Origin of the sequence: Massilia niabensis (assembly GCF_042655085.1) — a bacterium.
GTDB lineage: Bacteria > Pseudomonadota > Gammaproteobacteria > Burkholderiales > Burkholderiaceae_D > Telluria > Telluria niabensis.
The window spans coordinates 239,131-253,201 of the sequence record NZ_JBHSMU010000015.1 but is presented as its reverse complement, the minus strand read 5'-3'; the positions used below and the strand labels follow the sequence as shown (position 1 = coordinate 253,201).

The 14,071-nt window shown below is 67.3% G+C and carries 10 protein-coding genes; 3 read left to right on the top strand and 7 right to left on the bottom strand.

The genetic code is table 11. The annotated features are described in order from the left end of the window. On the bottom strand, positions 1 to 654 hold the full coding sequence (locus tag ACFPN5_RS15625) for a YqgE/AlgH family protein (RefSeq protein ID WP_379784681.1): 654 nt from the start codon (positions 652 to 654) through the stop codon (positions 1 to 3). Between the two features lie 189 nt (positions 655 to 843). Here ACFPN5_RS15625 and ACFPN5_RS15620 point away from each other — a divergent pair, with 189 nt between their 5' ends. After that, complete coding sequence (locus ACFPN5_RS15620; protein WP_379785725.1) at positions 844 to 2,310, top strand: cryptochrome/photolyase family protein; 1,467 nt, start codon at positions 844 to 846, stop codon at positions 2,308 to 2,310. A 102-nt stretch (positions 2,311 to 2,412) separates the two neighbouring features. Here the strand turns inward: ACFPN5_RS15620 and ACFPN5_RS15615 are convergent, their stop codons facing one another. The 6 genes from ACFPN5_RS15615 to ACFPN5_RS15590 all read right to left on the bottom strand — a co-directional run bounded on the left by ACFPN5_RS15615 (position 2,413) and on the right by ACFPN5_RS15590 (position 11,808). Continuing rightward, positions 2,413 to 7,704: a hybrid sensor histidine kinase/response regulator gene (locus ACFPN5_RS15615; protein WP_379784680.1), complete on the bottom strand. Its 5,292-nt coding sequence runs from the start codon at positions 7,702 to 7,704 to the stop codon at positions 2,413 to 2,415. A 17-nt stretch (positions 7,705 to 7,721) separates the two neighbouring features. Next, positions 7,722 to 10,037 (bottom strand): methyl-accepting chemotaxis protein, encoded by a 2,316-nt coding sequence (locus ACFPN5_RS15610; protein ID WP_379784679.1) that lies wholly within the window; start codon positions 10,035 to 10,037, stop codon positions 7,722 to 7,724. A gap of 22 nt (positions 10,038 to 10,059) precedes the next feature. Continuing rightward, positions 10,060 to 10,632 carry a chemotaxis protein CheW gene (locus ACFPN5_RS15605; RefSeq protein WP_379784678.1) on the bottom strand — a complete coding sequence of 191 codons (573 nt, stop codon included), beginning with the start codon at positions 10,630 to 10,632 and terminating at the stop codon, positions 10,060 to 10,062. Next, positions 10,629 to 11,000 (bottom strand): response regulator, encoded by a 372-nt coding sequence (locus ACFPN5_RS15600; protein ID WP_379784677.1) that lies wholly within the window; start codon positions 10,998 to 11,000, stop codon positions 10,629 to 10,631. Before ACFPN5_RS15600 ends, ACFPN5_RS15605 begins: the two co-directional genes overlap by 4 nt. Positions 11,001 to 11,023: 23 nt before the next feature. After that, complete coding sequence (locus tag ACFPN5_RS15595; RefSeq protein WP_379784676.1) at positions 11,024 to 11,428, bottom strand: response regulator; 405 nt, start codon at positions 11,426 to 11,428, stop codon at positions 11,024 to 11,026. 227 nt (positions 11,429 to 11,655) lie between these two features. Next, positions 11,656 to 11,808, bottom strand: coding sequence for a rubredoxin (locus ACFPN5_RS15590; RefSeq protein WP_136221333.1), 153 nt, complete (start codon positions 11,806 to 11,808; stop codon positions 11,656 to 11,658). A 133-nt stretch (positions 11,809 to 11,941) separates the two neighbouring features. Between ACFPN5_RS15590 and thiD the strand changes: the two genes are divergently transcribed. Next, a complete protein-coding gene (gene thiD / locus ACFPN5_RS15585; protein WP_379784675.1) occupies positions 11,942 to 12,724 on the top strand; it encodes a bifunctional hydroxymethylpyrimidine kinase/phosphomethylpyrimidine kinase in 783 nt (260 codons plus the stop codon). Positions 12,725 to 12,742: 18 nt separating this feature from the next. Then, positions 12,743 to 14,056: a glutamate-1-semialdehyde 2,1-aminomutase gene (gene hemL / locus ACFPN5_RS15580; protein ID WP_379784674.1), complete on the top strand. Its 1,314-nt coding sequence runs from the start codon at positions 12,743 to 12,745 to the stop codon at positions 14,054 to 14,056. Positions 14,057 to 14,071 lie beyond the last annotated feature (15 nt).

The window sequence follows — 14,071 nt, the reverse complement described above, 5'->3', positions numbered from 1 at the left end:
TTACGCATGGCCGGCCTCGGAGGCGAGCATCATCGGGTCGATGCCCAGCAGTTTGATGGCGGCGTTGTAGCGCTCCTCGATTGGCAAATCGAACAACACATGGGCGTCGGCGCCGACCGTGAGCCAGCCGTTGCGCGACAGTTCTTCCTCGAGTTGGCCGGGGCTCCAGCCGGCGTAGCCGATCGACACCAGCATGCGCGCCGGACCGGCGCCGCTGGCAACGGCCTCGAGCACGTCGATCGAGGTGGTGAACGCCACTTCGTCGGTGACGTTGAGCGAAGACGAGTAGCGTCCGCTGGGACTGTGCAGCACGAAGCCGCGGTCGTCCTGCACCGGGCCGCCGAACATGATCGGCTCGTCCACGACGGTCGAGCGCAGGCTGTCCGCCACTTTCAGGTCGATGCGGTCGAACAGCACCTCCATCGTCATGTCGGTGGGCTTGTTGATGACGACCCCGAGCACGCCTTTTTCGTTGTGCTCGCAGACGTAGACCACCGCGCCGCCGAAGATTGGATCTTCCATCGTTGGCATGGCGATGAGGAAATGATTGGCCAAATTCAAACCCGATGGTGCCGGACCAATATTGCCGAGCATTTCACCTTGCTGCGGCAGGCCGGCCATGGGCAGAGTTTTGCCGATTTTGCTCTTCTTCATACGCTGACTCTCTGTTGGCTCGCTCTCTGTTTAACCACTAGTATCCAGACTACAACATTAGGCTTTTCGTTAGTTTACACTGAAACGGGCAAGCAGCCATCGGTAGCGCCGTTGCGCGCGCGGTTCAACCGACCCACCCGAGGATCGTAGCCAGTAAAATGGCCCGCCGTGTTGACTGAACACACAATGATGCCAACAAGCAATTCCATCGTCTGGTTCCGGCGCGACTTGCGCGCTTTCGATCATGCCGCCCTGCACCATGCGCTGCGCGATGCTGTGCAGAATGGCGGTGAGGTGTATTGCGTGTTCGTCTTCGACACCGACATCCTGGCCGGCCTGCCCCGCAACGACCGCCGGGTGCGCTTCATCCACGCCTGCCTGGCCGAGCTGGACGCGGAACTGCGCCGGCTGGGCGGCGGCCTGATCGTGCGCCACGGCGCGGCGCGCGATTCTCTGCCGCGCCTGGCGGCCGAACTGGGCGCCGGGACCGTCTACGTCAACGGCGACTACGAACCGGACGCGATCGCGCGCGACGCGGCCGTTGCCAGCGCGCTGGCGCTCGAGGGCCGCCGGCTGCTCGTATTTAAGGACGGGGTGGTGTTCGAGAAGAACGAGGTGCTGACACTTAGCAAGGGTCTGTACAGCGTCTTCACGCCCTACAAGAACGCCTGGCTCAAGCGCCTGGCAAGCCAGCCGGAAGCGGTGGCGCCGTGGATGATCGAGCCCTATGCGGCCGCGCTGGCGCCGCTGCTGGAGGCGTCCTTGCCGACGCTCCCGGAGCTCGGCTTCGACGACGGTCCCCTGCCCGCCCCAGCCGGCATGTCCGGTGCGACGCAATTATTCGAAGCCTTCCTGCCGCGCCTGGCCGACTACGGCACGGCGCGCGACTTCCCGGGGCTGTCGGCCACCTCGCAGCTGTCGATCCACCTGCGTTTCGGCACCACCTCGGTGCGCCACCTCGTGCGCACGCTGCAGCAGATGATGGCGCTCGGAGCCGGCGGCGCGGGCGCGCCGGTGTGGCTGTCGGAACTGATCTGGCGCGAGTTCTACGCCATGATCCTGTTCCAGCATCCGCACATCGCCGGGCGCTCGTTCAAGCCGGCCTTCGACGCGGTGGAGTGGGAAGCGGGCGACACTGCCCGCGAATTGTTCGCGGCATGGTGCGAGGGCCGCACTGGTTACCCGCTGGTGGACGCGGCGATGGCCCAGCTGAACACGACGGGATTCATGCACAACCGGCTGCGGATGGTGACGGCCAGCTTCCTGGTAAAAGATCTCGGCATCGACTGGCGCTGGGGCGAGCGTTATTTCGCGCGCCAGCTCAATGATTACGACATGGCCTCGAACGTGGGCGGCTGGCAATGGGCGGCATCGACCGGATGCGACGCGCAGCCGTGGTTCAGGATCTTCAATCCGGTGACGCAGTCGCAGAAGTTCGATGCGCGCGGGGTGTTCATCCGGCAGTATTTGCCGCAGCTGGCGACACTCGACGCGCGCGACATTCATGCGCCCTGGCTGGTGCCGGCGGATGAATTGGAAGCGTGCGGGATCGTGCTGCGGAAGGATTACCCGTGGCCGGTGGTCGACCATGGGGAAGCGCGGCAGAAGACGCTGGAACGGTTTGCGGTGGTGAAGGCAGCACGGCCGGAGACGTAGGGTGGACGGGTTTCCCGTCCACGCGTTCAACGGACGTCTGAAACACCACGAACGATCACCTGCCGCTTGAACGCGTGGACGGCAGAGCCGTCCACCCTACGATTATGCTTCCGGCATCTCGCCGTTCAACAACCCCGCAATCGCTCCCAATAACACCGGCTCCTGGTACGGTTTGCCGAAATACGCATTCACGCCCAGGCCCAGCGCGACATTGCGGTGCTTGTCCGCCGTGCGCGAGGTGATCATGATGATCGGTATCGCGCTGGTCGCCGCATCGTTGCGCACGTGGCGTACGAGGTCGAAACCGTCCATGCGCGGCATTTCGATATCGACCAGCATCAGGTCCGGCCGCACCTCCGGCAGCTGCGCCAAGGCGTCCACCCCATCCTTGGCCAGCGCCACCCGGTAGCCTTCGCGCTCGAGCAGGCGCTGGGTCACGCGGCGCACCGTGAGCGAATCGTCGACTACCATCACCGTCGGGCGATGGGGCAGCGTCTCCGCGGCGACGGGGGCAGGCGCAGGAAAGGCGGTGCCCGCATTCCGCCCCAGCGCCAGGGGATTGAGGATCAGCACGATGTCGCCGGTCCCCAGCACGGTCGCGCCGGCGATGCCCGGCACGCGCGCCAGTTGCGGGCCGAGGTTCTTGATCACCACTTCGCGGTTGCCCAGCACATCGTCCACCTGCAAGGCGATGCGCTCGCCGGCGCTGTGCAGCACCATCACCGGGCGCGAACGCAGTCCCGGCTCGAAGGCCTGGCCCTCGCCCAACAGGGCCGGCAGGTAGTGGAAGGGCATTCCCTGCCCCGCCACCTCGAGCATCCCAGCAGTGGCGGCAGCGGCCAGCTCCGGCTCGCGCACCTGCACCACCTGCTCGACCAGGTTGGAAGGCAGCGCATAGGTCTTGCCGCTGCTCGCCACCAGCACCACCTGCGTGACGGCCAGCGTCAGCGGCAGGCGGATCGTGAAGCGCACGCCCCTGCCCGCCTCGGTGGCGATCGCCACGCGGCCGCCGAGCGACTGCGCTTCGGAGCGCACCACGTCCATGCCGACGCCGCGCCCGGCCAATTCCGTCAGGGTGTCGGCGGTCGAGAAGCCGGGCGCGAAAATCAGCTCGGCCGCCTGCGCGTCGGTGAGCTCGGCGTCGCTCGCGGCCATGCCGAGCGCGCGCGCCTTGGCGCGGATGCGCTCCAGGTCGAGGCCCGCGCCGTCGTCGCTGAACTGCAGCACGACTTCATTGCCCTGCTGGCTGACCTGCACCAGCAATTCGCCGGTCTCGGGCTTGCCGCTTGCCACCCGCGAGGCCCGCGGCTCGACGCCGTGCACGATGGCGTTGCGCAGCAGGTGTTCGAAAGGCGCGGCCATCTGTTCCAGCACGCTGCGGTCGATTTCCACCGCCCCGCCGCGGATATCCAGGTTGACGCGCTTGTCGGTTTCCTTGGCGGTCTGGCGGGCGACGCGGAACAGGCGCTCGGACAGGCTCGCGAACGGCACCATGCGCACTCGCATCAGGTCGCGCTGCAGGTCGCGCGTCATGCGCGATTGCGCCGCCAGCTCCTCGCCGGCGCCATCGACCGTGCGCGACAGCGATTCGTGGAACGAAGCGACGTCGTTGACGCTCTCGGCCATCATCCGCGTGAGTTCCTGCAGGCGCGTAAAACGGTCGAATTCGAGCGGGTCGAACTCGCGCTCGCCGGCGATCGACATGCGCGAGGCGATCTGCGACTCGGCCTGCATCTCGACTTCGCGCAGCTGGCGGCGCAGGCGGTTCAGGTGATCCGAGAAGTCGGACAGCGAGCCCTTGAGCACGCCCATCTGGTTTTCGAGTTTCGAGCGCGTGATCGACACCTCGCCGGCCTGAGTGACCAGGCGGTCGAGGATGTCGGCGCGCACGCGCACCAGCGGCGTGCGAGATTCAGGGACCGCAGGCATATCGGCCAGAGCCGATATACCTGCGTTTGCCGCCGCAGTGCCCTCGCCGCTCGCCTGGGCCGGCTGCACCAGCTGCTCGAACAGGGCCAGCGCCTGGTCGTAGTTGGCCATCAGCTCGTCGAATGCGGCAGGCAGCGTGGTCCCCGCATGCACCATGTTCTCGACCTGGGTTTCCAGTTCGTGGGTATGCTGGCCGATGCGCATCGCGCCGGCCATGCGGGCGCTGCCCTTCACGGTGTGCAGGGTACGCAGCAAGCCCTGGGCCGGGGCGGTGTCAAGCGGGTTCTGCTGCCACTGGCGCAGGGCGTTGCCGATTTGCGGCAGCAAGTCCGCGGCTTCCTCCAGGAAGACAGGCAGCAGGTCGGGATCGAGTTCGTCGTGCGGCACCGGCTCGGTGGCCAGCACCGGCGCGGCAGGCAGTGCGAGCGGGCGTTCGACTGCTGGCGGTGCCGGCTGCGGTTCGGGTTCGGGTTCGGGTTCGGGTTCGGCCAGATCGTCGGCGACGATGAGCGCGCCGTCGGGCGGCGCGGCCGGCGCCAGCGAGGGCGCGTCGAACAGATCGTCGAAATCCAGGCCGAACAGTTCGTCGACCGATTCGGTCGCGGCCGGCAGCTCGTCTGCTTGCGCAGGCGCGGCGGGCGCGGCTGGCACAATCGGCGGATCGGCCACCAGGCTGTCGTAGGCCTGGGCGAACAGGGTGTCGAGCTCCTGCGCCAGGGCAGGCGCGGCGTCGCCGTAGGCCGCGGCGGCCTGCTGCGCCGTCAGGGCATCGCGCAGCGCATCGAGCTGCGCGGCGATGTCGGGCTGGGCGGGCGCGAGCTCGCCGAGCGCAAAGGCGGCCAGCATCTGGCGCACGCGTGCCAGCACCCCGTCCAGCACGTCGTGCTGGGCTGGATGCAGGGTTGGCGCCGATGCGGCCAGCATCCCGAGCGTGGCCTCGAAGCTGTACGCCAGGTCGCGCAGAGCCGTAAAACCGACCGTGGCCGAGGTACCGGCCAGGGTATGGACCGCGGTCAGGGCCTCGTCGGTGACGGGGCGCCCCGCTTCATGGCGCCACTCGCCGAAATCGCGTTCGAGCAGGCGTACCAGCTCGTCGGTCTCGGCGACATAGATGTTGTACAGCGCCAGCGGGATGTCGAGCGTGCCGACACGGCGCATGCTGTCCGCGCCGGTGTCGGCTTGATCGGAAACCGCATCGCGCGCCTCCTCGACCTGCGCCTCAGGCACGGCGGCGAAGCTGCCGCCGTCCTGCACGCGCTGCGCGGTTGCGATCAGTTCGCTACCGTCGCGGCGCGAAGCGCCTGCCTGCGCGAGCTCGGCCACCCACGGCAGCAGCTGCGCGTGGGCGTGTTCGACCAGGGCCAGCAGGTCGGGCGTGGCGGCGCGGCTGTCGGCCAGCCACACGTTCAGGGTACGTTCGATCGCCGCGCCTGCCGCCGCAAAGGTGCCGAGGTCCACCATCCGCGCGCTGCCCTTGAGCGTGTGGAAGGCGCGCCTCACGATCGTCAGCGCATCCTGTGCAGCCAGGTCACGCCGCAGACCAGGGAGTGTCGCCGCCACCGTGCCCAGCACTTCCTCGGCTTCGAGGACGAAGATCTCCAGCAGCTCGGCGTCGATGGCCGATTCGGCTTGCGCTGCCGGTGCGACCGGCGCAGCTTCCTGTTCCGGCTCCTGCGCCGCTGCCCGCTCCGCCGCCTGCCCCGCCGTCTGCTGATAACTCAGCTCCTGCAGCAGCCCCGCCTCGGCGTCGAAGGCGAAACGGCCCTTCGCGCTGTCACTGTTTTGCGCCAGCATGTCGGAAAAGAAGCCCAGCGCGCCAATGTTGCGGGCGATGTTATGCAGCGTCGCGGACTGCGCCTGCACGTCGCCGCCGCCTTCCGCGAGCCCGGCTACCGCCTCGCCCACATGCTGCGCTGCGCGCGCCGCCTCATCCTGGTCGAGGATGCTGAGGGCGCCCTGCACCTGGTGCAAGAGCGGCGCCGCGCGCACCAGGGCATCGCGCCTGGTCTGTGGCGCGTCGTAGTATTCGTCGAGCAGCTTTTCGACCTGGCGCAGCCCTGCCTTGATCTCGCCCGCCAGCACGGCCACGGTCTGGCCCTGCTGCACCTGGCGCGTCAAGTCGTTTTGCCACTGCGGCGCCTCCGGCGGCGTTTCGCCGGCGGCCAGCGCCAACAGGCGTGCCCCCACGGCTTGCGCGTGCGCGTCGAAGTCGGCCGGCAGCTGGCGCACGTGGTCCAGCCCCTGTTCGGCGAACAGCATGGCGCTGGCCATCTCGAGCCCGAAGTTATCGCTGCGGCTGTCGCTGCGGCCGGATGCGACCGACTCGCCGGCCGCCTGCGCCAGCTCGCGCAGCAGCCGCGCCAGGACGGGCGTGCCGAGCCGTTCGCCGGCGCCGGCAAGCAGCGCCAGCGCCTGATTGAAATCCGCTTCGCGCGCGGCGTCAGGCTGCAGCGCCAGCTGGTCCCAATCGGATTTGGCGCGCGCCAGCGCTTCCTTTGCTTCCTTCAGCGCGCCGGGGTCGACCTTGCCGTAGCGGCGCTCGGCATAGTCGGGCGGCACGGCGCCTTCGAGGCGGAAGGCACGACGCAACTGCGCTCCTTCGTCATCGATGGCAGCCGTAGTCGATGAAGATGCGGCAATAAAGAACAGCGCATCGCGCAGCATCGCCTCCGGCAGTTCCAGTTGACCCTGCGACAGCCGGCGCAGCTGCAGGTTGACCTGGCCGAACAGCTGTTTTACATACAAGTCGCCCGGCAACACGCCCTCGGCGACCAGCCGTGCAACGCTGCGCAACGCGGCCCAGGAGGTGCGTGCGCGCGCGTCCAGCGCTGCGTCCGCCAGTGGGGAAATCGCCTCGAACAGCGCGCCGGCATTGCTGCGCTGGGCTGCGGCGTCAGGGCTTTTCAGGTAAGGCAGCAGCGCTTTCTCGAAACGCGCGCGGCAGCTCGCGTAGTCGGGCGCGGCAGCGGCGGGATTGTCCGGCAAGCCGAGCGTGATGCCGGTGTCGACCGCCAGCAGGTCCGCGGGGTGGATGCGCTCGGCGCCCAGTAGCTCCTGCAGCGCGCGGTAGTAAGGGAACAGGCGTACCGGCTGCGGGTGGACTCCGGCCACCAGCTCATCGAGGTATTCGGCGATCGCCACGTAGGCGTCGCGCACCGTCTTTGCACTCTCCGGCGTGCACGCGAAGGTGCGCTCGCGGAAGCCGTCGAGCGCGCGCTCGGCGGCGGCGGTGAGCAGGCCGACGCCTGCCACGTCCACCATCTGCAGCGCGCCGTGCGCCTGGTGCAGGTGGGTCTTCGCGTGCAGGAGCAGGGTCGGCTGCGCTTCGTTCGAGCGCGTGGCGGCATCGTGCAGGGCGCTGCCGGAACGCTCGAGCGCGCCGCGGATCTCGCCGATCACCCACGACAAGGGACCGGTATCAAAAGGGCCGGTATCAAAAGCGCTCGCGTGCGGGGATGAAGTCATGTGTTTGTCGATAAGGCTCAAGCGGCGACGCGGAAGCGCGACACCGAATTTTTCAGTTCCTGCGCCAGCTCGGCCAGCTGGTGGATCGAATGGGCGGTCTGGCGCGTGCCGGCCTGGGTATGCTCGGTCACCGACAGGATGTGCTGCATGTTGTGCGCCACGCCGTTGGCGGAGGTCGCCTGCAGGCCGGCCGCGAACGAAATCCCCTGGATCAGCTCCGCCAGGCGGTTCGACACGCGCGAGATGTCGGCCAGCGCCGCACCGGCGGCATCCGACAGGCGCGCGCCCTCGACCACGCCCTGGGTCGATTTTTCCATCGCGGCGGCGGCGTCGTGGGTATCGGTCTGGATGGTGCGCACCAGCGCGCCGATCTGCTTGGCCGCTTCGCCGGAGCGCTCGGCCAGGCGCTGCACTTCCTCGGCCACGACCGAGAAGCCGCGCCCCGCTTCACCGGCCGACGCAGCCTGGATCGCGGCGTTCAGCGCCAGCACGTTGGTCTGCTCGGTGATGTCGGAAATGAGTTCGGTGATCTCGCCGATCTCCTGCGAGGATTCGCCGAGGCGCTTGATGCGCTTCGAGGTTTCCTGGATCTGCTCGCGGATCTCGTGCATGCCGAGGATGGCGTTATTCACCGCAGCCGAGCCCTGCTCGGCTGCCTGCACCGATTGCCGCGCCACCTCGGCCGATTCGTTGGCCGACTTCGACACGTCGGTAATCTCGCCCGCCATGCGCAGCACGGTGGACGAGGCATCCTCGATCTCGCGCGACTGCTGCTCGGTCGCGCCGAGCAGGCTGGTCGATGTCAACTGCGCCGCGTTCGAGGCCAGCGTCACCTGTTCGGCGGTGTTCGTCACGCGCAGCACCAGGCCGCGCAGTTCCTCGACCGTGTAGTTGACCGAATCGGCAATGGCGCCAGTGATGTCTTCCGAAACGGTCGCGTGCACGGTCAGGTCGCCGTCCGCCACTTCCTGCAATTCGTTCATCAGGCGCAGGATCGCGGCCTGGTTCTGGTCGTTGGTGGCCTTGGCTTCTTCTTCCTTGGCCTGGGCCAGCTGGCGCAGCGCCTCGGCTTCGCGGCGGCGGTTGTCGGCGCCGCGGGTGCGGTTGCGCGAGTCCTGCAGCATGACGCGGCTGATCGAGCCGGCCGTGGCCAGCGTGAAGATCGACGCCACCACCAGCAGCCAGAACCAGGCGCTCTGCGAGTCCTGCTGTTCGCGGTAGCTGGCCTGCAGCGCGGCCACTTCCTTTTTCACCACTTCGTTGTCGCGGTGGATCGTGCGCGCGGCGGCGCGCGCCGTCGAATAGGCGGCCGGGTTGTCGAGGAAGGGCGCGAAATCCTTGCGGAAGGCCTCGAAACGCACCTGAACCTGGCCGAGCTTGGCGCGCAGGTCGTCGTTGCGAAGAGCGGCGTTCCCAAGCAGCAGCGCGTCCAGCGCGTGCTGGAACGCGGCACTATCTTCTCCGATGCGCACGGCGGCATCGTCGCGCGGCACGCCGATGGCGAAGAAGCCGTTGGCGCCGCGCGCGAGGCGCTGGGTCAGCATCATCATGCGGCCGATCGCGGCCAGCTCGCGCGCGCTGGCGCCGCGTTCCACGTTCTGCGCCATCAGGTCTTCGGTCAGCACCAGCATTTCCGATGCCAGGGAATCGAGCTGGCGCACGCTCTTGTCGAAAGCGGTCAGCGCGGGCTGCATTTTCAGGATATTCGCCGCGCCCTGGTCCGATGCGGCCCAGGTGGCGCGGACCCGCGACAGCAGCGCGCCCTGGCGGCCGCTCGCGGCAGGCACGGCCACGCCACCAAGCTCGCCGCCCTTCGCCAGCAACTGCAGGTCGCGGTTGACCTCGACGCGGCTCTCGGCCAGCTGGCTGAAGGAATCGGCGTTGCCGGCAAGTGCGTTCGGCGCTGCCTTGCCGGCGCGCTGCGAGTGCATCAGGATGTCGCCGGCGACCTGCACCTGCGCCGCCACCCTGGCGTTGACGGCGGCATTCTGCCACATGCCGAGGATGGTCAGGAGGATGCCGGCGGCGAACGCGACCAGCAGGAGGCGCAGCTGGCGCGGCAGCGACAGGTGGCCGATCAGGGGCAGGCTGAGGTTGTCTTCGTCGAGTTCATCGGCCGCAGCCGGGGCGCGGCGGCGCATCACGTTCCCGAGGCGCAGCATTGCCTCTTCGGCCGAACCCGCAGCGGAGCCGACGCCTTCGGCGGCGGCTCCCGATCCCGGCATGCCGAGCAGGCCCGGCCCGAAGCGGGTGTCCGGCGACGACAGCACGGTGTCCTCCTCCATCTTCCCTTTCGAGGAAAAATTGAATGTCATCTTCGAGGCGATTCCCATTGCGGCTCCTGTCCTGCGGTTTTTATATATTGGTTGGCGCGAGTGCGACGTGCAGGAAGCGTTCTTCCCGCACCAGTGCCGCCAGCGACAGCGGCGTCCAGGCGTTGCCGTCCAGGTCGCGCAGGCGCGTCTCCTGTTGCCCGTCGGGCGTCATGGCGGCGGCGCGGCGCAGGCCATACACGCGCGTGACCAGCAGCGCGCAGTTGAACCCGAGGCGCGGCGCCAGCGACACCAGCCGGGCTTCCGGCCCGGCCGCGCTGGCGTCCTTGTCAAAATAGCGCGCCAGGTCGATCACGCCCAGCAGGCTGCCGCGCACGTTGGCCAGGCCCAGGTACCAGGGCTGGGTCAGCGGCACGCCGGCGAGCTGCGCCAGCGGGACGATCTCGCCGGCTTCGGTCAGTTCGAGCAGGTAGCGTTCGCTGCCGATCATCACGCCCAGCTGGTGGCCGGCCTCGGGGGCGCCGTTTTGCGCGGCCTGCATGCGCGCCAGGAGCTGGGCCTGGTAGTCGCGCAGGCGGGTGCGGCGCGCAGTGTGGGGGGCAGCGTCGGGAGTAGCGTCGGGCGCAAGCGCCTGCCCGGTCGCGACGGCATTCATGCTGCGTCGAGGGCGGCAATGCGCGCCAGCAGCAGCGCAGGGTCGACCGGCTTGACGAAATAATCCTTCGCGCCCTGGCGCATGCCCCAGATACGGTCGGTTTCCTGGTTCTTGCTGCTGCAGATGATGACGGGGACTGCCGCCAGCTCGGGGTCGCGCGCGATCGAACGGGTTATCTGGAAGCCGTTCGCACCGGGCATGACGACGTCCATCAGGATCAGCTCCGGGCGTTCGGCGCGCATCTTGATCAGCGCGTCTTCGCCATTCTCGGCGGTGGAAACGGAAAAGCCGTTCTTCACCAGGATGTCGGTCAGGTAGTAGCGTTCGGTCGGCGAATCGTCGACGATCAGGATCTTGTGTATGGCCACGGGGGCTCCGCAATTCGGTTAATTCAGGCCTGGAGGGACGTATGCTCGCGGACGGCCGCAAGCAGGGTGTCTTTTGAAAACGGCTTGGTGAGATATGCGCTCGAGCCGACCATCGCGCCGCGTGCGCGGTCGAACAGACCGTCTTTCGAGGACAGCATGACCACCGGTGTCGCATGGAAGCGCGCGCTCTTCTTGATCAGGGCGCAGGTCTGGTACCCGTCCAGGCGCGGCATCAGGATGTCGCAGAACACCAGCGCCGGGTGATGGTCGTTGATCTTGGCCAGCGCGTCGAAGCCATCCTCGGCCAGCACCACGCGGTAGCCGGCCTGGGTGAGGAAGATCTCGGCAGAGCGGCGGATCGTGTTGCTGTCGTCGACCACCATGACGGTCAGGCCGCTCGGGTCTGGTGCTTGCTGCGATGTCGTCATTTTAGTTTCACTTCAGCATGGATCGCCAAGATAGCATAGCGGGATTGGCTTGTGCGGAAAGTGTTGCTTAGTGTCAACTAGGCGCAAACGGGAGGGGAAAAGCTTGTCGGAAGGGGTAGAAATTAGGGCAACGGCAAGGGCGGTTTTGATAACGCAGTTGCGTGATTGGCAACGGACACCGGGTTTTTGTACGGTCGCGGCGACCCAGGCGCCGCGACCCAGGCATTTCAGATAGCGGTCATTTCGAAGTCGTCCTTGCGGGCGCCGCATTCCGGACAGGTCCAGTTCATCGGCACGTCGGCCCAACGCGTCCCGGGGGCGATGCCGTCGTCCGGCGCACCCGCTTCTTCGTCGTAGACCCATCCGCAGATCAGGCACATCCAGGTCTGGTAGGCGGTTGCGGTCGTTGTATTACTCACGTTTGATTCCTTCGATCTAGTAAAATGGGGAATCAGGCATCTTAATCTACCCGCCGTGCAAAACCAACCGTCTCCGCTGATTCTCACATTTGGGGTGTCCGACCCGGTCGGGGCACTTGGCATACAGGCCGATATCGCCACCTTCGCCGTCCACGGCTGCCATGCGCTGTCGGTCACGACCGCGCTGCTGGTGGCCGACAGCGCGCGCGTCGAGGAGTGGCAGGAAGTCGACACCGGCGTCATGGCCGAGCAAGCCAGGCTGGTGCTGGAAGACATGCCGATCGCCGCCGTCAAGATCGGCGCGATCGCCAGCATCGAGCAGGCCGCGGCGATTGCCGAAATCGTCTCCGACTATGCGGACGTGCCGCTGATCGTCGACCCTTTCCTGTCCGCCCTGCCCGACTCCGGCATGTCCGACGAGGACATCGTCGCCTCGATCCGCCAGATCCTCTCGCCCCAGGCCACCGTGCTGCAACTGTCGCAATCGGAACTGGGCCGCATGGCCGAACTCTGGCGCGAACCTGGTGCCGAAGGCAGCCTGGAAACCGACGTCGCGGAATTGACCGCGCGCGGCTGCCAGTATGTGCTCGTCACCGGTACCGCCGGCAGCGGCCACAAGCGCAGCAACACCCTGTTCGACCGCGACGGCGGCACCGTCACGATCGACTGGCAGCACCTGCCCGGCCCCTTCGTGGGCGCCGGCTGCACGTTGTCGGGCGCGATCGCCGCCTGCATGGCGCGCGGCATGGATGCAGCCGAAGCCCTGCGCGCCGCCCAGGAATACACCTACGGCGCCCTGCTCCACGCCCAGCGTTTCGGCATGGGCAAGCTCGTTCCCAACCGTTTTTACCAATACCTGCCGCAAGCAAGTCGGTAACCAGAAAGACTTCACCAGATGACGACCGAACACAGCATTTCCCGCAACGAGACCCTGCGCAGTGAAAGCCTGTTTATCCGCGCCCAGAAAACCACGCCCGGCGGCGTCAATTCGCCGGTACGCGCCTTCCGCTCGGTCGGTGGCACGCCGCGCTTCATCACCCGCGCCGAGGGACCGTATTTCTGGGATGCCGACGGCAAGCGCTACATCGACTACATCGGTTCCTGGGGCCCGGCCATCGTCGGCCACGCCCACCCTGATGTTGTCAAGGCGGTGCAGCTTGCTGCTGCTAATGGTCTCTCCTTCGGCGCCCCGACCGAAGGCGAGATCGAGATCGCCGAAGAACTCTGCAAGCTGGTGCCCTCGCTCGAGCAGGTGCGCCTGGTGTCCTCCGGCACCGAAGCGACCATGAGCGCACTGCGCCTGGCGCGCGGGGCCACCGGCCGCGACAAGATCGTCAAGTTCGAAGGCTGCTACCACGGCCACGCCGATTCGCTGCTGGTGAAAGCCGGCTCGGGCCTGCTTACCTTCGGCAACCCGACCTCGGCCGGCGTGCCGGAAGACTTCGTCAAGCACACGCTCGTGCTCGACTACAACAACGTGCCCCAGCTGGAAGACGCCTTCGCCTCGATGGGCGACACCATCGCCTGCGTGATCGTCGAGCCGGTCGCCGGCAACATGAACCTGATCCGCGCCACGCCTGAATTCCTGACGCGTATGCGCGAACTGTGCACCGAGCACGGCGCCGTGCTGATTTTCGATGAGGTGATGTGCGGTTTCCGCGTCGGCCTCGGCGGCGCCCAGGAAATGTACAACATCACCCCGGACCTTACCGCGCTGGGCAAGGTCATCGGCGGCGGCTTGCCGGTGGCGGCCTTTGGCGGCAAGGCTGAACTGATGCAGAAAATGGCGCCGATCGGCCCGGTCTACCAGGCCGGCACCCTGTCGGGCAACCCGGTCGCCGTCGCGGCCGGCATGACCACCCTGAAACTGGTGCAGGAGCCGGGCTTCTACGAACGGCTCGGCGCGCAGGGCGAAAAGCTGGTCGCGGGCTTGACGAAAGCGGCCAAGGAAGCGGGCATCGCCTTCTGCGGCGACTCGGTGGGCGGCATGTTCGGCTTCTACTTCAGCGAGCAGGTCCCATCGACCTACGCCCAGATGATGGCGGGCGACAAGAACCGCTTCAACGCCTTCTTCCACGGCATGCTGGACGAGGGCGTGTATTTCGCGCCAGCCATGTTCGAGGCTGGTTTCGTGTCCATCGCGCACGACGATGCGGTCATCGAAGAAACGATTGCAGCTGCCCGGAAAGTCTTCGCCCGCATCGCTTAAGGCAGGACAAACCTG

What these genes read in the sequence shown, in the direction of transcription:
- ACFPN5_RS15605 (WP_379784678.1), bottom strand. Translation starts at nt 10,632, where the DNA reads ATGAATGCCGTCGCGACCGGGCAGGCGCTTGCGCCCGACGCTACTCCC.
- ACFPN5_RS15610 (WP_379784679.1), bottom strand. Translation starts at nt 10,037, where the DNA reads ATGGGAATCGCCTCGAAGATGACATTCAATTTTTCCTCGAAAGGGAAG.
- ACFPN5_RS15625 (WP_379784681.1), bottom strand. Translation starts at nt 654, where the DNA reads ATGAAGAAGAGCAAAATCGGCAAAACTCTGCCCATGGCCGGCCTGCCG.
- ACFPN5_RS15615 (WP_379784680.1), bottom strand. Translation starts at nt 7,704, where the DNA reads ATGACTTCATCCCCGCACGCGAGCGCTTTTGATACCGGCCCTTTTGAT.
- ACFPN5_RS15590 (WP_136221333.1), bottom strand. Translation starts at nt 11,808, where the DNA reads ATGTGCCTGATCTGCGGATGGGTCTACGACGAAGAAGCGGGTGCGCCG.
- ACFPN5_RS15620 (WP_379785725.1), top strand. Translation starts at nt 844, where the DNA reads ATGCCAACAAGCAATTCCATCGTCTGGTTCCGGCGCGACTTGCGCGCT.
- hemL (WP_379784674.1), top strand. Translation starts at nt 12,743, where the DNA reads ATGACGACCGAACACAGCATTTCCCGCAACGAGACCCTGCGCAGTGAA.
- ACFPN5_RS15595 (WP_379784676.1), bottom strand. Translation starts at nt 11,428, where the DNA reads ATGACGACATCGCAGCAAGCACCAGACCCGAGCGGCCTGACCGTCATG.